The 22,258-nt window shown below is 34.5% G+C and carries 15 protein-coding genes and 1 tRNA gene; 14 read left to right on the top strand and 2 right to left on the bottom strand.

From position 1 onward, the window contains the following. The first annotated feature begins 11 nt into the window (after positions 1–11). From OLM57_RS00360 to OLM57_RS00310, 11 genes are all read left to right on the top strand, one after another. Positions 12–82: transfer RNA gene (locus OLM57_RS00360), tRNA-Trp, on the top strand. An 18-nt stretch (positions 83–100) separates the two neighbouring features. Beyond that, positions 101–298, top strand: coding sequence for a preprotein translocase subunit SecE (gene secE, locus OLM57_RS00355; RefSeq protein WP_035639370.1), 198 nt, complete (start codon positions 101–103; stop codon positions 296–298). Between the two features lie 9 nt (positions 299–307). After that, positions 308–859, top strand: a complete 552-nt coding sequence (gene nusG / locus OLM57_RS00350) for a transcription termination/antitermination protein NusG (protein WP_264565261.1) — start codon at positions 308–310, stop codon at positions 857–859. A 67-nt stretch (positions 860–926) separates the two neighbouring features. Beyond that, complete coding sequence (gene rplK, locus OLM57_RS00345) at positions 927–1,364, top strand: 50S ribosomal protein L11 (protein WP_035639405.1); 438 nt, start codon at positions 927–929, stop codon at positions 1,362–1,364. 13 nt (positions 1,365–1,377) lie between these two features. Then, on the top strand, positions 1,378–2,067 hold the full coding sequence (gene rplA, locus OLM57_RS00340) for a 50S ribosomal protein L1 (RefSeq protein WP_039111376.1): 690 nt from the start codon (positions 1,378–1,380) through the stop codon (positions 2,065–2,067). A 22-nt stretch (positions 2,068–2,089) separates the two neighbouring features. After that, positions 2,090–2,590 carry a 50S ribosomal protein L10 gene (gene rplJ / locus OLM57_RS00335; RefSeq protein WP_264565260.1) on the top strand — a complete coding sequence of 167 codons (501 nt, stop codon included), beginning with the start codon at positions 2,090–2,092 and terminating at the stop codon, positions 2,588–2,590. Positions 2,591–2,677: 87 nt separating this feature from the next. Next, on the top strand, positions 2,678–3,046 hold the full coding sequence (gene rplL, locus OLM57_RS00330) for a 50S ribosomal protein L7/L12 (protein ID WP_264565259.1): 369 nt from the start codon (positions 2,678–2,680) through the stop codon (positions 3,044–3,046). 275 nt (positions 3,047–3,321) lie between these two features. Then, complete coding sequence (gene rpoB / locus OLM57_RS00325; protein ID WP_264565258.1) at positions 3,322–7,134, top strand: DNA-directed RNA polymerase subunit beta; 3,813 nt, start codon at positions 3,322–3,324, stop codon at positions 7,132–7,134. Positions 7,135–7,383: 249 nt separating this feature from the next. Continuing rightward, positions 7,384–11,691, top strand: a complete 4,308-nt coding sequence (rpoC, locus tag OLM57_RS00320) for a DNA-directed RNA polymerase subunit beta' (protein WP_264565257.1) — start codon at positions 7,384–7,386, stop codon at positions 11,689–11,691. A gap of 67 nt (positions 11,692–11,758) precedes the next feature. Then, on the top strand, positions 11,759–12,070 hold the full coding sequence (locus tag OLM57_RS00315) for a DUF3467 domain-containing protein (protein ID WP_264565256.1): 312 nt from the start codon (positions 11,759–11,761) through the stop codon (positions 12,068–12,070). A gap of 238 nt (positions 12,071–12,308) precedes the next feature. Continuing rightward, on the top strand, positions 12,309–12,674 hold the full coding sequence (locus OLM57_RS00310) for a hypothetical protein (RefSeq protein ID WP_264565255.1): 366 nt from the start codon (positions 12,309–12,311) through the stop codon (positions 12,672–12,674). A gap of 83 nt (positions 12,675–12,757) precedes the next feature. On the opposite strand, the gene OLM57_RS00305 is transcribed toward OLM57_RS00310, so the two are convergent. After that, positions 12,758–14,347 (bottom strand): peptide chain release factor 3, encoded by a 1,590-nt coding sequence (locus tag OLM57_RS00305; RefSeq protein ID WP_264565254.1) that lies wholly within the window; start codon positions 14,345–14,347, stop codon positions 12,758–12,760. Between the two features lie 163 nt (positions 14,348–14,510). Continuing rightward, positions 14,511–15,953 carry an alpha-amylase gene (locus OLM57_RS00300; protein WP_264565253.1) on the bottom strand — a complete coding sequence of 481 codons (1,443 nt, stop codon included), beginning with the start codon at positions 15,951–15,953 and terminating at the stop codon, positions 14,511–14,513. A gap of 720 nt (positions 15,954–16,673) precedes the next feature. On the opposite strand from OLM57_RS00300, the gene OLM57_RS00295 reads away from it, so the two are divergent. The 3 genes from OLM57_RS00295 to OLM57_RS00285 all read left to right on the top strand — a co-directional run bounded on the left by OLM57_RS00295 (position 16,674) and on the right by OLM57_RS00285 (position 22,237). Then, on the top strand, positions 16,674–18,101 hold the full coding sequence (locus OLM57_RS00295; protein ID WP_264565252.1) for a peptidylprolyl isomerase: 1,428 nt from the start codon (positions 16,674–16,676) through the stop codon (positions 18,099–18,101). Between the two features lie 76 nt (positions 18,102–18,177). Beyond that, complete coding sequence (locus tag OLM57_RS00290) at positions 18,178–19,131, top strand: AAA family ATPase (protein ID WP_264565251.1); 954 nt, start codon at positions 18,178–18,180, stop codon at positions 19,129–19,131. Positions 19,132–19,465: 334 nt separating this feature from the next. Further along, the gene (locus tag OLM57_RS00285; protein WP_264566933.1) at positions 19,466–22,237 is read left to right on the top strand and encodes a bifunctional aconitate hydratase 2/2-methylisocitrate dehydratase; all 2,772 of its coding nucleotides are present in this window, start codon (positions 19,466–19,468) and stop codon (positions 22,235–22,237) included. Positions 22,238–22,258 lie beyond the last annotated feature (21 nt).

Raw genomic sequence — 22,258 nt, 5'->3', positions numbered from 1 at the left:
TTTTATTAACTACGGGCGTAGTTCAAGGGTAGAATAGCGGTCTCCAAAACCGTTGATGGGGGTTCGAATCCCTCCGCCCGTGCAAAATAAACTAATCACTATGACAAAAGTTGTTAATTACATATCAGAATCATTTGAAGAATTAAAATCAAATGTAACTTGGCCAGCTTGGGCTGAAGTACAACGTCTTACGATTGTTGTTGCTGTTTTTTCAGTGGTATTCGCTTTGGCAACATGGGGTGTAGATGAACTTTTTGCAAAAACATTAGCTGTGTTTTTTAACTGGATAAAAGCATAATTTTTTGTAATGGCAGAGAATAATATAAAAAAGTGGTATGTAGTTCGTGCAGTAAGCGGACAAGAAAATAAAGTGAAAGCTTATATCGAAACAGAAATTGCGCGTCTTGGAATGGGTGATTATGTTTCGCAAGTTCTTGTGCCTACTGAAAAAGTAGTTACTGTAAAAGATGGTAAAAAACTATCCAAGGACAAAGTATACTTTCCGGGTTATGTTATGATTGAAGCTAATCTTATTGGTGAAATTCCACATATTATTAAGTCTATAACCAGTGTTATCGGTTTTCTTGGAGAAACAAAAGGTGGAGAGCCTGTTCCTTTAAGAATATCTGAAGTAAATAGAATGTTAGGTAAAGTAGATGAGTTGGCTGTAAATACAGATACTCGTTCTATTCCTTTCAACTTGGGTGAAACAATAAAAGTGATCGATGGTCCTTTTAATGGTTTTAACGGTACGGTTGAAAAAATTAATGAAGAAAAGCGTAAACTCGAAGTAATGGTGAAAATTTTCGGAAGAAAAACACCGTTGGAATTGAGTTTTATGCAAGTTGAAAAAGTATAATTTTTGTTACATCTATAATAACCACTTCAATCGCTTCCAATGATTGTCGTGTTAAATTTTTTAAAAAATGGCTAAAGAAATTAGTAAGGTAGTTAAACTACAAGTTAAGGGAGGTGCTGCGAATCCGTCGCCACCGGTTGGACCTGCTTTAGGAGCTGCTGGGGTAAACATCATGGAGTTTTGTAAGCAATTTAATGCTAGAACTCAAGATAAACCCGGCAAAATATGCCCAGTACAAATTACTGTGTATAAAGACAAATCATTTGATTTTGTTGTAAAAACTCCTCCAGCGGCTGTCCAGTTATTGGAAGCTGCAAAGCTAAAGTCTGGATCAGGTGAACCAAATCGTAAAAAAGTAGCTAGCGTTACTTGGGATGTTATCAAAGCAATTGCTGAAGATAAAATGGTAGATTTAAATGCATTCACAATCGAATCTGCTATGAGCATGATTGCTGGAACAGCTAGATCTATGGGTATAACTGTATCAGGAGATTCTCCTTTTTAATTAAGAGAAAAACATGGCAAAATTGACAAAAAAGCAAAAAGAGGCTGCTTCAAAAATTGAAAAGAACAAACTATACTCTTTAAAAGATGCTGCGGCATTAATTAAAGTAATAGCTTCTGCAAAATTTGATGAGTCTGTTGATATCGCAGTTAGATTGGGTGTTGATCCAAGAAAAGCGAATCAAATGGTTAGAGGTGTTGTAACATTACCTCATGGTACAGGTAAAGACGTTAAAGTATTGGCATTGGTTACTCCAGATAAAGAAGCGGAAGCTTTGGCAGCTGGTGCAGACTATGTAGGTCTTGACGATTATTTGCAAAAGATAAAAGACGGTTGGACAGATGTTGATGTAATCATCACTATGCCTGCTGTAATGGGTAAATTAGGTCCATTAGGTCGTATTTTAGGACCTAGAGGTTTGATGCCAAACCCTAAAACAGGTACTGTAACTATGGATGTTGCAAAAGCTGTTCAAGAAGTGAAAGCTGGTAAAATCGATTTCAAAGTTGATAAAACTGGTATTGTACATGCAGGAATTGGTAAAGTTTCTTTTGGAGCTGAGCAAATTTATGACAATGCACACGAAATTATTCAAACATTAATCAAACTTAAACCAACTGCTGCTAAAGGGACCTATATTAAAGGTATTCACCTTACAAGCACTATGAGTCCTGCAATTGCATTGGACCCTAAAGCAGTATAATTGGTAGTTAATAATTTTTAGTATGACTAGAGAAGAAAAATCAATCGCGATTGAAGATTTAACTGCACAGTTAGCTGGTACAAACATTATTTATGTATCTGATATTTCTGGATTAAACGCAGAAACAACTTCAAACTTGAGAAGAGCTTGTTTTAAAGCAGGTATTAAATTAGAGGTAGTAAAAAACACTTTGCTTGCAAAAGCAATGGAAGCTTCTGCTAATGATTATGGTGATTTACCATCAGTATTGACTGGTAACAGTGCTATATTTATTTCAGATGTTGCAAATGCTCCTGGAAAAATCATTAAAGATTTTAGAAAAAAATCGGATAAACCTGTATTAAAAGGGGCTTTCATTAATTCTGAAATTTATATTGGTGATGATCAATTAGATGCATTAGCAACTATTAAATCTAAAGAAGAGCTTATTGGTGAAATCATTGGATTATTACAATCACCAGCTCAAAGAGTTATTTCTGCTTTACAAAACCAATTCGCTAATAGCGAAGAGGCTGAAGCATAATGCTCAAAACAAGGTTTTCCTTGTTGCTTAAATTAGCGCACAATAAATAAATTATATTTTACAAATCATTTTAAAACGATAGAAAAAATGGCAGATTTGAAACAATTCGCAGAACAATTAGTTAATTTAACTGTAAAAGAAGTTAACGAATTAGCAACAATATTAAAAGATGAGTACGGAATCGAACCAGCTGCTGCTGCAGTTGTGGTTTCAGGTGGTGGAGAAGCTGCTGTTGAAGAAGCTCAAACAGAATTTACAGTTGTATTGAAAGAAGCTGGCGCTTCTAAATTGGCAGTTGTAAAATTAGTTAAAGAACTTACAGGTTTAGGTTTGAAAGAAGCTAAAGATGTAGTTGATAGTGCTCCTAGCAACGTTAAAGAAGGTGTAACTAAAGAAGAAGCTGAAGGGCTTAAAAAATCTTTAGAAGAAGCTGGAGCTGTTGTTGAGCTTAAATAAGTTTAACTAGTTTTTGAAACAGGTTTAGGTCTTTGAGAGTCTTCTCAAGGCCTAAACCATTTTTCGTATAATAAAATTATATCAAGTTTTATTATAAAATAGTTTAAAATACGAAAAGGTTTTTTTAATCAATACGAAGAAAAAAAATAATACAAGATTTATTTTATATTATTTTTAAAGAGGTATTGATTGTAAAAAGAAAGTATAGATTGTTTTATAAATTACTGTGTTTTACACACAAAACTACTTTTTTTTAATCAAAATTTTGTCCATTGATGATAACAAATCAGACTGAAAGATTGAATTTTGCCTCTACAAAAAATATTCCTGATTATCCAGATTTTCTAGATGTTCAGGTAAAATCGTTTAAAGATTTTTTTCAATTAGAAACTAAATCAGACGAAAGAGGCGACGAAGGGTTATACAACACCTTCATGGAAAACTTTCCAATTACAGACACAAGAAATAACTTTGTTTTGGAATTCCTTGATTACTTTGTTGATCCACCACGTTACACCATTCAAGAATGTATAGAAAGAGGTCTTACTTATAGCGTGCCTTTAAAAGCAAGGTTGAAGCTATATTGTACCGATCCTGAACACGAAGATTTTGAAACTATTGTGCAAGATGTTTATCTTGGAACAATACCTTATATGACACCAAGTGGTACTTTTGTTATCAATGGAGCAGAGCGAGTTGTGGTTTCACAATTGCACCGTTCTCCTGGTGTTTTCTTTGGACAGTCATTCCATGCAAATGGAACAAAATTATATTCTGCGAGAGTTATTCCTTTTAAAGGATCTTGGATAGAATTTTCTACAGATATCAATAGCGTAATGTATGCGTATATCGATAGAAAGAAAAAATTACCTGTTACTACTTTATTCCGCGCAATTGGGTTCGAAAGAGACAAGGATATCCTTGAGATTTTTGACCTTGCTGAAGAAATTAAAGTTTCTAAAACAGGACTTAAAAAATATATTGGTAGAAAATTAGCTGCTCGTGTTTTGAACACTTGGCATGAAGATTTCGTTGATGAAGATACTGGCGAAGTTGTTTCTATTGAACGTAACGAAATAATCCTTGATAGAGATACTATTATCGACAAAGATAATGTAGAAGAAATCATTGATTCAAATGTTAAATCTATTTTGTTGCATAAAGAAGATAATAATCTTGTAGATTATTCTATCATTCACAATACATTACAAAAAGATCCAACAAACTCTGAAAAAGAAGCTGTTGAGCATATCTACAGACAATTGCGTAACGCAGAACCGCCTGATGAAGAGACTGCTCGTGGTATTATAGATAAATTATTCTTTTCTGACCAACGTTACAACTTAGGTGAAGTAGGTCGTTATAGAATAAACAAAAAACTAGGTCTTGATACTCCAATGGAAAAGCAAGTGCTTACCAAAGAAGATATCATCACTATAGTGAAGTATTTAATTGAATTGATAAACGCTAAGGCGGATATTGATGATATTGACCACTTATCAAACCGTCGTGTTAGAACAGTTGGAGAACAATTGTCTCAACAATTCGGTGTTGGTTTAGCACGTATGGCTAGAACCATTAGAGAGCGTATGAACGTTAGAGATAACGAGGTGTTTACACCAATAGATTTGATTAATGCTAAAACATTATCATCTGTTATCAACTCTTTCTTTGGAACAAACCAGTTATCTCAATTTATGGATCAAACGAATCCATTGGCTGAGATTACACACAAAAGAAGATTATCTGCACTTGGACCAGGTGGACTTTCGAGAGAAAGAGCTGGATTTGAGGTTCGTGATGTTCACTATACGCACTACGGACGTTTATGTCCAATTGAAACTCCAGAGGGACCAAACATTGGTTTGATTTCTTCTCTTGGTGTTTATGCTAAAGTAAACGGAATGGGTTTCATTGAAACACCTTATCGTAAAGTAACTAATGGAGTTGTTGATTTAGATGCAACACCAATTTATTTAAGCGCGGAAGAAGAAGAAGGAATGTTGATTGCCCAAGCAAACATTAAAATGGATGCTACTGGTAAAATTACTGCCGAAAACGTAATTGCACGTCAAGAAGGTGATTTCCCGGTAATTGACCCTTCTCAAGTACATTATACAGACGTTGCTCCTAACCAAATTGCTTCGATTTCTGCTTCATTAATTCCTTTCTTGGAACATGATGATGCGAATAGAGCCTTGATGGGATCTAACATGATGCGTCAGGCCGTACCATTAATTCGTCCTGAAGCACCGATTGTTGGAACTGGTTTAGAGCGTCAAGTAGCTTCGGATTCTAGAGTTTTGATAAACGCTGAAGGTGATGGGGTTATTGAATATGTAGATGCAAATATCATTACTATCAAATACGACCGTTCTGAAGAAGAAAGAATGGTAAGTTTTGAAACTGATGAGAAAACATACAATCTAATTAAATTTAGAAAAACCAATCAAGGTACAAGTATCAATTTGAAACCTATCGTAAGAAAAGGGGACAGAGTGGTTCTTGGTCAAGTATTATCCGAAGGATATGCTACTCAAAATGGTGAATTAGCTTTGGGTCGTAACCTAAAAGTGGCATTTATGCCATGGAAAGGATATAACTTTGAGGATGCGATTGTGATTTCTGAAAAAGTAGTTCGTGACGATATTTTTACCTCTATTCACGTTGATGATTATTCATTGGAAGTTAGAGATACTAAGTTAGGTAACGAAGAATTAACGAATGATATTCCAAACGTTTCTGAAGAAGCTACTAAAGATTTAGATGAAAATGGTATGATTAGAATTGGAGCCGAGGTTAAACCTGGTGACATTCTTATCGGTAAAATTACTCCAAAAGGAGAATCAGATCCTACTCCGGAAGAGAAATTGCTTCGCGCAATCTTTGGGGACAAAGCAGGTGATGTAAAAGATGCTTCATTAAAAGCATCTCCTTCTTTACATGGTGTGGTTTTAGATAAAAAATTATTCGCAAGAGCCGTAAAAGACAAACGTAAACGTACTCAAGATAAAGATGCTTTAGGAGCACTTGAAATGGAGTTTGAAGTTAAGTTTGTTGAGCTTAAAGATAAATTGATTGAGAAACTTTTTACTATTGTAAACGGAAAAACTTCTCAAGGTGTAATGAATGATTTGGGTGAAGAAGTTTTACCAAAAGGTAAAAAATATACTCAAAAAATGCTTTATGCAGTGGAAGATTTTGCTCACTTAAGTAAAGGTCAATGGGTTGCAGATGATGTGACTAATAAAATGGTTAATGATTTAATTCATAACTATAAAATTAAATTGAACGATTTACAAGGGGCGTTACGTAGAGAGAAATTCACAATTACTGTTGGAGATGAATTGCCAGCAGGAATTTTGAAATTGGCTAAAGTGTATATCGCTAAAAAACGTAAACTGAAAGTTGGGGATAAAATGGCAGGACGTCACGGTAACAAAGGTATTGTTGCTCGTATTGTTCGTCATGAAGATATGCCTTTCTTGGAGGACGGAACACCGGTTGATATTGTGTTGAACCCACTTGGGGTACCTTCACGTATGAACATTGGTCAAATTTATGAAACTGTTCTTGGTTGGGCTGGACAAAACTTGGGTAGAAAATTTGCTACGCCAATTTTTGATGGAGCGACTTTAGACCAAATCAATGAATTGACCGACGAAGCTGGAGTACCACGTTTTGGACATACACATCTTTATGATGGTGGTACTGGAGAGCGTTTCCATCAAGCAGCAACCGTAGGTGTGATCTATATGTTAAAATTAGGACACATGGTTGATGATAAGATGCACGCACGTTCTATCGGACCATACTCATTAATTACGCAACAACCTTTAGGAGGTAAAGCGCAATTTGGAGGACAACGTTTTGGAGAGATGGAGGTTTGGGCACTTGAAGCTTATGGAGCATCAAGTACACTTAGAGAAATCTTGACTGTGAAGTCTGATGATGTTATTGGTAGAGCAAAAACTTACGAAGCAATCGTTAAGGGTGAATCGATGCCAGAGCCAGGATTACCTGAATCATTCAATGTATTAATGCATGAATTGAAAGGTCTTGGACTTGACATTCGTTTAGAAGAATAAAAAAGGGTTACAGTATTCAGTTTTCAGGTCGCAATACCTGAAAACTGATTACTCATTTATAAGAGTTTTTAGGATTTAGACCCGTAAACCGTTCCGATTTTTTATAATAACTTAAATAGTTTTATAATTAGCACTTCAAAAATTTAGTTGAAGTTTAGAGAAGTAATCCGAGGTAATGTGTAGAGAAGTAGCGCCGCTATGACTCCATAAAATCAATTTTTAATTGCAAATAAATCAATAGTAAAAACTATGATGAATAATAGAAATAATAAAGATAAGAATCCTGTAAAAAGGTTTAATAAAATTTCGATAGGTCTTGCTTCTCCAGAATCAATCTTGAAAGAGTCTAGAGGTGAAGTATTAAAACCTGAAACCATCAATTACAGAACTCATAAACCAGAGCGTGATGGTCTTTTCTGCGAACGTATTTTCGGACCAGTTAAAGATTTTGAATGTGCTTGTGGTAAATATAAAAGAATACGTTACAAAGGGATCATTTGTGACCGTTGTGGTGTAGAAGTTACTGAGAAAAAAGTACGTAGAGACAGAGTAGGTCACATCAATCTTGTTGTGCCAATTGCCCATATCTGGTATTTCCGTTCTCTTCCAAACAAAATTGGTTATATCCTGGGTCTTCCATCTAAGAAATTAGATATGATTATCTACTACGAAAGATACGTAGTAATCCAAGCCGGTATCGCTAAAAATGCAGAAGGTGAATCAGTTCAAAGATTAGATTTCTTGACAGAAGAAGAATATTTGAATATTTTAGATACTCTTCCTGCAGACAATCAATATCTTGATGATTTTGATCCTAATAAATTTGTTGCTAAAATGGGAGCAGAGTGTATTATGGATTTATTGGCTCGTATTAATCTTGACGAATTGTCATATGATTTGAGACACAAAGCAAATAACGAAACATCAAAACAACGTAAAACTGAAGCTTTAAAAAGATTACAAGTTGTTGAGTCTTTCCGTGAGTCTAACTTGAACAGAGAAAATCGTCCTGAGTGGATGATCATGAAAGTGGTTCCTGTTATTCCGCCAGAATTACGTCCTCTTGTGCCTCTTGATGGTGGTCGTTTTGCAACTTCAGATTTGAATGATTTATACCGTCGTGTAATCATCCGTAATAACCGTTTGAAAAGATTAATCGAGATTAAAGCTCCAGAAGTAATCCTTCGTAACGAGAAACGTATGTTGCAAGAATCTGTAGATTCACTTTTCGATAATACACGTAAAGCGTCTGCAGTAAAAACTGAATCAAACAGACCATTAAAATCATTATCTGATTCCCTTAAAGGTAAGCAAGGACGTTTCCGTCAAAATTTACTTGGAAAACGTGTGGATTATTCTGCTCGTTCGGTAATTGTTGTTGGACCTGAATTGAAATTGTTCGAATGCGGTATCCCAAAAGATATGGCAGCCGAATTATACAAACCTTTTGTTATCCGTAAATTGATAGAAAGAGGAATTGTAAAAACTGTAAAATCAGCTAAGAAAATTATAGATAAGAAAGAGCCTGTAGTTTGGGATATCCTTGAAAATGTTATCAAAGGTCATCCAATATTACTGAATCGTGCTCCTACTTTGCACAGATTAGGTATCCAAGCATTCCAACCAAAATTAATTGAAGGAAAAGCAATCCAATTGCACCCTTTAGTTTGTACTGCATTTAATGCGGATTTTGATGGGGATCAAATGGCTGTTCACTTACCGTTAGGACCAGAAGCTATTTTGGAGGCGCAATTGTTAATGTTGGCTTCTCACAATATCTTGAACCCTGCGAATGGTGCGCCAATCACGGTACCTTCTCAAGACATGGTACTTGGTCTTTACTACATGACCAAAGAGCGTTTGTCAACTCCAGAAAAAGCTATTTTAGGTGAAGGAATCACTTTCTATTCTGCTGAAGAAGTAAATATTGCTTTGAATGAAGGAAGATTAGAATTGAATGCTAGAGTGAAAATTAGAGCAAAAGATTTTAATGAAGCAGGTGAATTAGTGTACCAAATCATTCAAACAACTGCTGGTCGTGTATTATTTAATGAAGTAGTGCCGGAAGCAGCTGGATATATCAATGATGTATTGACTAAGAAAAACCTTAGAGACATTATTGGACACGTTCTTAATGTGACCAATGTGCCTACTACAGCGGCGTTCTTGGACAATATGAAAGATATGGGTTATAAATTTGCCTTCAAAGGTGGTTTGTCATTCTCTCTTGGGGATATTAGAATTCCAGAACAAAAACCAAAATTAATCGCTGATGCCAGAGAACAAGTTGAAGGTATCTCAGTGAATTATAATATGGGTCTTATTACCAATAACGAACGTTACAACCAAGTTATTGATGTTTGGACATCAGCGAATGCTCAGCTTACGGAATTGGCAATGAAAAACATTAGAGAAGACCAACAAGGTTTCAACTCAGTGTATATGATGCTTGATTCTGGAGCAAGGGGTTCCAAAGAACAAATTCGTCAGTTAACTGGTATGCGTGGTTTGATGGCTAAGCCTAAAAAATCGACTGCTGGTGGTGGTGAAATTATTGAAAACCCTATTCTTTCTAACTTTAAGGAAGGTCTTTCTATCCTTGAGTATTTCATTTCTACTCACGGTGCTCGTAAAGGTCTTGCAGATACCGCTTTGAAAACGGCAGATGCTGGATACCTTACAAGAAGATTACATGACGTTTCTCAAGATGTTATTGTTAATGTTGAAGATTGTGGTACTCTTAGAGGTATTGAAGTTTCGGCATTGAAGAAAAACGAAGAAATTGTTGAATCATTAGGAGAGAGAATCTTAGGACGTGTTGCATTGCAAGATGTAATTAACCCATTAACAAGTGAAATTTTAGTTCATGCTGGTGAGCAAATCACTGAAGCATTGGTAAAAGGTATTGAAGCTTCTCCAGTTGAGAAAGTTGAAGTACGTTCTCCTTTGGTTTGTGAGGCTACAAAAGGTATATGTGCTAAATGTTACGGTAGAAACTTAGCTACTGGCAAAATGACTCAAAGAGGTGAAGCAGTTGGTGTAATTGCTGCACAATCTATTGGTGAGCCAGGTACACAGTTGACATTACGTACTTTCCACGTTGGAGGGGTTGCGGGTGGTATTTCTGAAGAATCTAGTATTGTAACTCGTTTTGCAGGTAAACTTGAAATTGAAGATTTGAAAACCGTTAAAGGTGAGGATAGCGAAGGTAATGCTGTTGATATTGTAGTTTCCCGTTCAACGGAATTGAAATTAATTGACGAGAAAACAGGTATTTTATTAAGTACTAATAATATTCCTTACGGTTCAAGTATTTTTGTTGCGGATGGTCAATCAGTTGCAAAAGGAGATGTAATCTGTAAATGGGATCCATATAATGGAGTTATCGTTTCTGAGTTTACTGGTAAAATTGCTTACGAAGATTTAGAGCAAGGTCAATCATTCATGGTTGAAATTGATGAGCAAACTGGTTTCCAGGAGAAAGTAATTTCTGAATCAAGAGCCAAAAAATTGATTCCAACTTTATTGGTTTACGGTAAAGAAGGAGAGTTGATTCGTTCTTATAACTTACCAGTTGGAGCCCACTTGATGGTTGAAAACGGTGAGAAAATTAAAGCAGGTAAAGTATTGGTGAAAATCCCACGTCGTTCTTCTAAATCAGGAGATATTACAGGAGGTTTACCAAGAATTACAGAATTGTTAGAGGCTCGTAATCCTTCTAATCCAGCTGTCGTTTCTGAGATTGATGGAGTTGTTTCTTTTGGAAAAATCAAAAGAGGGAACCGTGAGATCGTTATCGAATCTAAATTTGGTGATATTAGAAAATACTTGGTTAAATTATCAAGCCAAATTCTAGTTCAAGAAAATGACTTCGTACGTGCAGGGGTACCATTATCTGATGGTGCAATTACTCCAGATGATATTTTAAGAATTCAAGGACCTGCTGCTGTTCAACAGTATTTGGTAAATGAAATTCAAGAAGTATACCGTTTACAAGGGGTAAAAATCAACGACAAACACTTTGAGGTAGTAATACGTCAAATGATGCGTAAAGTAAGAGTTCAAGATCCAGGAGATACTTTGTTCCTTGAAGATCAATTGATTCATACAAAAGATTTTATTGTTCAGAACGATAATCTTTACGGAATGAAAGTTGTGGAAGATGCAGGAGATTCAAGCGCATTAAAACCAGGTCAAATTATTACACCTCGTCAATTGCGTGATGAAAATTCATTGTTGAAACGTACCGATAAGAACTTAGTTGTAGCTCGTGATGTTATCACCGCAACAGCAACACCGGTATTGCAAGGTATTACTAGAGCATCTCTTCAAACAAAATCATTCATTTCTGCAGCTTCTTTCCAAGAAACTACAAAAGTATTAAACGAAGCTGCGGTTGCAGGTAAAATTGATTACTTAGAAGGATTGAAAGAAAATGTAATTGTAGGGCATAGAATTCCTGCCGGTACCGGTATGAGAGAATATGATAATACAATTGTAGGGTCAAGAGAAGATTACAATGATATGATGGCAAATAAAGAGGAATATATTTATTAATTCATTTTCCAAATAGAACCCTTTCTGCTGAAAAGCAGAAAGGGAATCTTGGATAAAACAATTATTTATGAGTAATTCTAAACAACAACAAGAGCAAATTAATATTGAGTTGGATGAAAAAATTGCTGAAGGAATTTATTCTAATTTAGCAATAATTAATCATTCTTCGTCTGAATTTGTTTTGGATTTTGTATGTATCATGCCTGGTGTACCAAAAGCAAAAGTTAAATCAAGGATTGTTTTGACACCGCAACACGCTAAAAGATTGTTGAAGGCAATAGGAGAGAATGTACATCGTTTTGAAGTCGCTCATGGCGAAATTAAAGAAGGTGAACAACCTCCAATTCCATTAAATTTTGGTCCAGCTGGACAAGCATAATAAAATAGTAAAAAAGAGGCTCTAGTAATAGAGCCTCTTTTTTTTTGTTATAAATCTGGAATAACAAATTACATATTTTATAATCTTAACTACTTTTTTTGTTTTAAAACACTTAAGAATACGTATTCAGGTAATTAAACGGCTATTTTTACATTTCAACGACTATTTTTTTTTGTAATTAGTGATTCAACTAGTTTTGTGCTCGGTTAATACATAACCAAGCCATAATTTGCAAAGTATGAATAATTTTTTCGAAAAAATTTACGGTAAGAATAGAAAAGTAAGCTTGTATTTACTGTTTGTTTTCACTGTTTTGACTAACTCATCTACTTTTGCACAAAATACAGTTGTAAGTGTTACTACTGAGAATTTTGAGGAAATAAATACTATTGCAGCAGGTGATACTGTATCAATAGCTCCTGCTACTTCAAATTCTAATGTTCATTTCATCTTATGGTTTATGGGTACAAAAGAAGATCCAAACAAAACCATTTCAAGTGATGGAATGTATACAAAGAAACAAATCATTATTTCTGGAACTGTACCTAATCACTTGTTGATTAAAACACTTTTGAAAAAAACGATAAATATTAAGTTTTGTTAAAATTTATAAAGGTTAAATTAATTCATTTTAAGCATAAAAAAAACGCTAACTTTATAAATTAGCGTTTTTTTTATGCTTAGAAATTATTCAAATTCTGATGTAAAAAATAATTTTACATTTGGATATTTATTTTGAGTCATTTGTATAGTGAAGTCCGAGTCAGCAAGAAATACTAATTGACCATATTTGTCATGGGCCAGGAACTTTTGCTTGATACGTCTAAATTCTTTGAACTCATCGCTTTTTGGATCATTTGGTTTTACCCAACACGCTTTATGAACCGGGAAGTTTTCATAAGTACATTTAGCGCCATACTCATGTTCTAATCGGTATTGGATAACTTCATATTGTAAGGCTCCAACTGTTCCTATTATTTTTCTATTATTCATTTCTAAAGTGAATAATTGAGCTACCCCTTCATCCATCAACTGATCTACCCCTTTGTCAAGTTGTTTGGCTTTCATCGGATCGGCATTATTGATGTATCTAAAATGCTCTGGAGAAAAACTCGGAATTCCTTTAAAACTCATGATTTCACCTTCGGTCAAAGTATCTCCGATTTTGAAATTCCCCGTATCGTGCAATCCTACAATATCCCCCGGATAGGAAATATCGACAATTTCTTTCTTTTCGGCAAAAAATGCATTTGGACTAGAGAATTTTAAGTTTTTTTTCTGGCGAACGTGGTAATAAGGTTTGTTTCTTTCAAAAGTTCCAGAAACAATCTTTATAAAAGCCAATCGATCTCTGTGTTTTGGATCCATATTGGCGTGTATTTTAAATACAAAACCGGACATTTTTTCTTCTTTTGGATCTACTAGCCTTGTTTCAGAATCTTTCGGTCTAGGAGATGGCGCAATAGCAACGAAACAATCAAGAAGTTCTCTCACTCCAAAATTATTTAAGGCAGAACCAAAAAATACTGGTTGTAATTTTCCGTCTAAATAATCCTGACGATCAAATTTTGGGTATACTTCGTCAATCAATTCTAGTTCTTCGCGTAAGCGATCCGCTGGTTTTTGACCAATTATTTTTTCTAATTCAGGACTTTGAACATCAGAGAAAGCTATTGTTTCTTCAATATTTTTTCGACTATCACCACTGAATAGATTTATATTTTGTTCCCAAAGATTGTAAATTCCCTGAAAGTCATAGCCCATTCCTATTGGAAAACTTAGTGGAGTTACGGTTAATCCCAATTTTTGTTCTACTTCATCCATTAGATCAAAAGCATCTTTTCCTTCTCTGTCTAATTTATTGATGAAAACTATAATTGGAATTTTACGCATCCTGCATACGGCTACCAATTTTTCTGTTTGCTCTTCGACTCCTTTTGCAACGTCAATTACAACAATTACACTGTCTACGGCAGTTAAAGTTCTAAAGGTATCTTCGGCAAAATCCTTGTGACCAGGCGTGTCAAGAATGTTTATTTTTTTTTCTTTGTAATTAAAGGCCAAAACAGAAGTAGAAACCGAAATTCCTCTCTGACGTTCAATTTCCATGAAATCGCTCGTTGCTCCCTTTTTTATTTTATTATTTTTTACGGCACCTGCTTCTTGAATAGCTCCTCCAAAAAGAAGTAATTTTTCAGTTAAAGTTGTTTTTCCAGCATCAGGATGTGATATAATCCCAAAAGTGCGTCTTCGTTGTATTTCTTTTAAAAAACTCATATTTTTATCTCAATAGTTTGCAAAAGTACTATTTATAAATGCTATTTGAAAAATATACTTATAATAAAAGGAGTCTTTCTTGTTTCTCTTTGATGTTAATTTATGCTATAACCAAAAAAGCTACCCAATAATGGATAGCTTTAAATTTTTTATACTTTTAGTTTTAGATATTTAATGACCAAACTGTGTAGCTTTTTGGAGGACATTGTATTTTTACCCATTGATCTGCTTGGGTTGTAGGATACCAGGTAGAATTTCCTGTAAAATCTTTGATTTGTTTGGATGCCCAATTGGTCTGAATCCATCTTTCTAGTGTTGATGTAGAATTGTTGATGTATACTACCAATCCTGGATTGCCATTGTAGCCGTTTCTTCTTGCAACATATTCATCATTATCGGCATATAATATTGATGTATTTCCTGTCGCTTTGTTGTTATGAATCCAAATTAGATTGTTCAATTTTGCTTTATTAAGCCATTCTTCATAGTCTCTGTAGAAAATTGTCGGATAACCTTCGTGGGTAAGTATATATGCATAAGCTAATTCTTTGGCCCAAATTTCATCTGTATCGTGATTGGTTACAAATGTGACTGCTTTGTATGGATTTCTTTTCCACATCATGTCATCTGTCAATAAGTTTAGATTGTTGCCGTCAAAAGCGTCATTCATTTTGTAATAACAAGCAAAATCAAATACTGAACTATTTGCTGCATTAGCCCAATTGTTTAGGATATTTACATTTGAATCCCATAATTCACCAACAGAAAATCCGCCTACGTTTGTATTCCAGTCTTTTATTACCCATGATCCAAAACCTTTTACATAGTCAAATCTCCATCCATCAAATTTCATTGTGTTTTTATAGTATTTACCTACACCATCGGTTCTTTTCCATAACCAGTCTTGTACATTTGGTGCAGCATGACATAAATCCGGAAATCCTCCAAAAGAACCTTCATCGTTATTCCCGAATGAATTTTTGTAAAAATCGGCACTAGTTCTTTTGAATTTTCCTGAAGCAACACCCGTGAAGTTAGTATAGGTTTGGGTTCCTGTAAATGGATTGTTTTCTAATTGTCCGCCACTATTGTGGTTGATTACAATATCGGCGTACACTTTTATGTTTTCTGCGTGTGCTTTTGTTATTAAGCTTACCAGTTCGGCTTTAGATCCAAAACGAGTTTCTACAGTTCCATTTTGATTATAATCTCCAAAGTCAAAATAATCTGTTGGATCATATCCCATTGAGAAAGCTCCATTTTGTGCTTTTGACACAGGAGGTAGCCAGATGGAACCAATTCCTGCATTTCCCCATGCTACAACTTTTGTTCCTACTGTATTCCACCAGTTTCCACCTGCTGGAACATCCCAATAAAAGGCTTGCATCATAACGCCCCCGCCAGGATTGTCGACATATTTTCCTGTAATTGAAGAACTTGTTTTTCCTGTACTAAAAGGGCGGCCATCATGTGTCGTGACATTGATGATTTTGAATTCACGTGCGGTTTCAATGCTATTAGTAGTGGCTTCATCCGATGAATTACAGGAATAAAGCCCGACTAATAATGCACATAATGCGTACATTTTAAAATTTGGTTTTTTCATAATCTGGTAAATTTAGTTGGTTAATTGGTGTTAATTATTTTTAGCTGAATATAAATAGGCTTAATTTTTAGTCATTATTTTAAATTATAAATTACTGAAAACGATGTATTTATATTTATGCTGTAGCGAATGTATTTAAAAAACACTATTGTTTGTAAATTTTTTATTTCAAAGCAAAACTATAACGATGTAGTGTTTATAAGTTGTTGTAAATCAGTCTTAATAATGGTTCTTAAAAGTTGCTTTTTTCGAATAATTATTAAAATGCTTATTTTTTATTAATTATTTAAAAATGCAAAAAATGATTTTTAAATAAAATAATAAGAATACGATATTTTATGTTTTTTTTAAATGCTAATTCCTTAAAAAATAACCAAATCGAGTGAAATTTAAATTCGCAAATTTTTTTAAGATTATTAATGATTTTTCAATTTTAAAGAAGCATTTGATTTCCGAATTACAATCAATGCATTAGTGACCATTTAGGAACTTAATAATTTTTTGTTAATACTAGTAGGGAAACTTGTTTAATGCAATCGAATTGTTATTTTTGTTCGCTTTAAGTTTTGTAAATGGTAGTTATTTTTTGTAGGATAAATGCTTTTTAATGCTTAAAAAACGGATAATTAAATAAATTTGCAACTAAAGTGCTTGTTTGTAGTTATTTGTGATTTTTTAAATCAATATATATCCTGTAAAATAATATATAAATTATATAAAATGTCTTTAAAAACAGTCAGAATGAAATCCTTGGTGAATAAGGTTGTTGTTACATTATTTCTTTGCTTTATCTCACCTTTATTAATGCATGCTCAAGAAATTATAAAAGATAGTGTGGTTGCCATTAAAGCGGTTGAGCCATCTGGCAAAAGATTGAAAGTGGATGGAGTGGTAGCAACTGTTGGTGATTATATTGTTTTGGATTCGGATATTGATAAATCCTTTTTAGAAATTAGCAGTCGCGGTGGTTCAATAAAAGATATTACAAGATGCCAGATTCTGGGAAGTCTGCTAGAAGATAAATTGTATGCCCATCAGGCGGTTCAAGACAGTATTATAGTAAGTGATGCCGAAGTAAAAGGGATGATGGATGAAAGACTAAACTATATGGTAGAACAAATAGGTTCTATGGATAAAGTGGTAAAGTATTATCAAAAGGATTCTGAGGAAGAATTTAGAACTTATTTCTTTGATGTTTTGAAAGAGCAAAAGCTGACTGAAGAAATGAGAAAAAAAATTATAGATAAAGTCGAAATCACACCTGAAGAAGTTCGTGAATTCTATAAAAAAATACCAACAGCAGATTTACCCGTTTTTGGAGCTGAATTGGAAGTTGCTCAAATTGTTATCAAGCCAAAACTTACCGATGCGGATAAGCAAAAAGTAATTGACAAACTCAATGCATTCCGAAAAGAATGTAAGGAAGGCGCGAGTTTTGCGACCAAAGCAGTTTTGTATTCAGAAGATCCAGGTTCCAGTAAGAATGGTGGGTATTATAAAATGACAAGGAGAACCCCATTTGTAAAAGAATTTAAAGATGTCGCTTTTAGTCTTGCCGAAGGCGAGATCTCAGAACCTTTTGAAACTACTTTTGGATATCATATTATTTATGTTGAAAAAATAAAAGGTCAAGAAGTTGAATTGAGACATATATTGATTTCACCAACATTTTCGCCAGATGCTTTGAAAGAAGCGAAGGAAAAAATTACCTTGATTAGAAATAAAATCTTAAACAAAGAAATCACTTTTGCGGAAGCCGCCAGAACAACATCTGATGAAAAAGAAACGAGAGCAAATGGTGGAGCCCTTGTAAATCCTAAGACGCAAGATACCCGATTTGAATTGACAAAAATGGATCCGTCACTATATACTCAGGTTTCCAATTTAAAAGACAACGAAATTTCTATGCCTTTTCTTGAAGATAATCAAGGTAAGAAAGATTATAAAATTATGATTGTAACCAATAGAATCGATGAGCACACGGCTGATTATGCTAAAGATTACATCAAAATTAAAGATTTGGCTTTGAAAGAAAAACAAATTCAGGCTATTGGAAAATGGTTTGATGCCAAAATAAAAGATACCTATATTAAAGTTTTGGGTGAATATAGAGATTGCCCTTTTACAAATAACTGGTTGAAAAAATAATTTTCATTAAATAAATAAAAAGGGTTAGTTTTATGTTTTCATAGTACTAACCCTTTTTTAATTAAAAAAATATAAAATGTCGGATGTAACAGCAATACAGAATTTGGTTCAAAAACGTAACGAACTAAAAAAAGAAATTGCAAAAATAATTGTTGGCCAAGAAGCAGTTGTAGATCAAATTTTGCTTTGTATTTTTTCTGGAGGACATGCCTTGTTAGTGGGTGTTCCTGGATTAGCAAAAACATTATTGGTAAACACTTTGGCGCAGGCTTTGGGATTGGATTTTAAGAGAATTCAGTTCACTCCGGATTTAATGCCTTCAGATATTCTTGGAAGTGAAATTTTGGACGAAAATAGACAGTTTAAATTTATAAAAGGACCAATATTTTCGAATATTATTCTGGCAGATGAAATAAATAGAACACCTCCAAAAACGCAAGCTGCCTTATTAGAAGCGATGCAAGAACGTTCGGTTACTATTGCGGGAGCAAATCATAAATTGAGTTTGCCTTATTTTGTGTTGGCAACCCAAAATCCAATCGAGCAAGAAGGAACTTATCCTTTGCCCGAAGCACAATTGGACCGTTTTATGTTTGCCATAAAATTGGAATATCCTTCGTTTGAAGAAGAGGTACAGGTGGTAAAACGCACAACTGCAGATTCAAGTGCTACTGTAAATGCATTGTTTACAGCGCAGGAGATAATCGATTTTCAGCATTTGATTCGTCGTATTCCTGTAGCGGATAATGTTGTAGAATATGCCGTAACATTGGTAAGTAAAACCCGTCCCGATAACGCGCTTTCGAATGAATTTGTTAAAAATTATCTAGATTGGGGTGCAGGCCCAAGGGCTTCACAGAATTTGATTTTGGCGGCCAAAGCCAATGCTGCTTTTCACGGAAAGTTTTCACCGGATATTGAAGATGTAAAGGCTGTGGCGGTTGGTATTTTGCGACACCGAATTATTAAAAATTACAAAGCTGACGCCGAAGGAGTGACTGAGGAAATGATAATTGGAAAGCTAATTTAAAAGGAAAAAATAATAAATTACTGAAAAGTGCTATGTTCTAATAAGAATGTAGCACTTTTTGTTTTAACATTATTTTTTCTATTTGTTAAAATTAAAATTTTTATTTGTATAATATTTAAAATAAAAGGCTAAAACATGATTTTTTCTTATTTTATCGCATCGAAATCTTTAATTTTGCAATAATAATTTTCAAAAAGGCGACTTCTATTAAATTTTTTTTAATTCTCATCTTTAATTATTAGATTTGCAACACAAAAAAATAACTCACTTATTATTATGGCTTTTTTATTTTAAAATAATAAAAAAAAATGCCATATAACATTGAAAAGATATCATTATGACTTATAGCGATTACATTAAAGAAATCGAAGAACGAAAAGGTCAGGGGCTTCACCCGAAACCTATTGATGGCGCCGAATTGCTAAGCGAAATCATTGCGCAAATTAAAGATTTAAATAACGAGTACAGAGTAGATTCTCTTAACTTCTTTATTTATAATGTTGTTCCTGGAACTACTCCTGCTGCAAATGTTAAAGCTAATTTTTTAAAAGAAATCGTTCTAGGTCAATCAGTAGTTGCTGAAATTACCCCTGCTTTTGCTTTAGAGTTATTATCGCATATGAAGGGTGGTACTTCTATAAAGGTATTACTTGATTTAGCTTTAGGTAATGATGTTGCTATTGCAAAAGATGCTGCCGAAGTTTTAAAGACACAAGTTTATCTTTATGAAGCAGATACTGATCGTTTGGCTGAGGCTTTCAAAAACGGTAACGAAATTGCTAAGGATATCTTAGAGAGTTACGCAAAGGCTGAGTTCTTTACTAAATTGCCTGAAATTGCAGAAGAAATTAAGGTAGTTACTTTTATTGCTGGTGAAGGAGATATTTCAACTGATTTACTTTCTCCAGGAAACCAAGCGCACTCCCGTTCAGATCGTGAACTTCATGGAAAATGTTTAATTTCTCCTGAAGCACAAGCTGAAATCAAAGCATTAGCAACTGCGAATCCTGATAAGAGCGTGATGTTAATCGCTGAAAAAGGTACTATGGGTGTGGGTTCTTCAAGAATGTCAGGTGTAAATAACGTGGCACTTTGGAGTGGAAAACAAGCAAGTCCTTATGTTCCATTTATTAATATTGCTCCAATAGTTGCGGGAACAAATGGTATTTCTCCGATTTTCCTAACAACTGTTGATGTTACTGGTGGTATTGGTCTTGACCTTAAAAACTGGGTAAAAAAACTTGACGAAAATGGGAACGTTGTTCGTAATGAAAGTGGTGATCCTATTCTTGAAGAAGTTTATTCTGTTGCTACCGGTACTGTTCTTACTATTAATACAAAGACAAAGAAACTTTATAACGGTGATAAAGAATTGATTGATATTTCTAAGGCATTTACTCCTCAGAAAATTGAATTTATAAAAGCAGGTGGATCTTACGCAATTGTATTTGGAAAAAAATTGCAAACATTTGCATCAAAGACTCTGGGTATTCCTATTGTATCAGTATATGCTCCATCAAAAGAGGTTTCTGTTGAAGGGCAAGGTCTTACGGCTGTAGAAAAAATATTTAATAAAAATGCGGTAGGAACAACACCAGGTAAAATTTTACATGCTGGTTCTGATGTTCGTGTTACTGTGAATATCGTTGGTTCACAAGATACAACTGGTTTGATGACTTCTCAGGAATTAGAGTCTATGGCTGCTACTGTGATTTCTCCAATTGTTGACGGTGCTTACCAATCAGGTTGTCATACTGCTTCAGTTTGGGATAATAAGTCTAAGGCAAATATCCCGCGATTAATGAAATTCATGAACGATTTCGGATTGATCACAGCTCGTGACCCGAAAGGCGTTTATCATTCAATGACGGATGTAATTCACAAAGTGCTTAATGATATTACTGTAAACGAGTGGGCTATCATCATCGGTGGTGACTCTCATACAAGAATGTCTAAAGGTGTTGCTTTTGGTGCTGACTCAGGAACTGTTGCTCTTGCATTGGCTACTGGTGAGGCTTCTATGCCAATTCCAGAATCTGTGAAGGTAACTTTCAAAGGAGATATGAAAGGATACATGGATTTCCGTGATGTGGTTCATGCTACACAATCTCAGATGCTTAAAACATTTGGTGGAGAAAATGTATTCCAAGGAAGAATTATTGAGGTTCACTTAGGAACTCTTAATGCGGATCAAGCGTTTACGTTTACGGACTGGACTGCTGAAATGAAAGCAAAAGCGTCTATCTGTATTTCTGAGGATTATACTTTGATTGAATCTTTGGAGATGGCGAAAGGTAGAATTCAAATCATGATTGACAAGGGAATGGATAACAAAAATCAAGTTCTTAAAGGATTGATTGCTATAGCTGACAAGAGAATCGCTGAGATTATATCAGGTGAAAAACCAGCGCTAAGACCTGATGCAAACGCTAAGTATTACGCTGAAGTGGTTGTAGATTTGGATCAGATTGCTGAGCCAATGATTGCTGATCCAGACGTAAATAATGCTGATGTTTCTAAACGATATACTCACGATACCATCAGACCTTTATCTTTCTATGGTGGAGTTAAAAAAGTAGATCTTGGATTTATCGGTTCTTGTATGGTTCACAAAGGAGATATGAAAATCCTTGCTCACATGCTTAAGAATATTGATGAGCAAGAAGGTAAAGTAGAGTTCAAAGCGCCTCTAGTTGTAGCACCTCCTACTTATAATATTGTTGATGAATTGAAAGCAGAAGGTGACTGGGAAATTTTACAAAAATATTCTGGTTTCGAATTTGACGATAATGTTCCTAAAGCTGCAGCACGTACATCATACGAAAATATGTTGTACTTAGAGCGTCCAGGTTGTAATCTTTGTATGGGTAACCAAGAAAAAGCGGCCAAAGGAGATACGGTTATGGCAACATCTACTCGTCTTTTCCAAGGAAGAGTCGTTGAAGATACTGAGGGTAAAAAAGGAGAATCATTACTTTCCTCTACGCCAGTTGTAGTTTTATCTACAATACTTGGAAGAACCCCAACAATAGAAGAATATAAAACTGCTGTAGAAGGTATTAATCTAACCAAGTTTGCGCCTTCTCATAAATTACTAGTTAAATAATTATACATAATTAGTTAATTA

The organism is Flavobacterium sp. N3904, assembly GCF_025947305.1.
Lineage (GTDB): Bacteria > Bacteroidota > Bacteroidia > Flavobacteriales > Flavobacteriaceae > Flavobacterium.
Note: the sequence above shows the minus strand (reverse complement) of the source record. Positions and strands in the feature narration are given on the sequence as shown.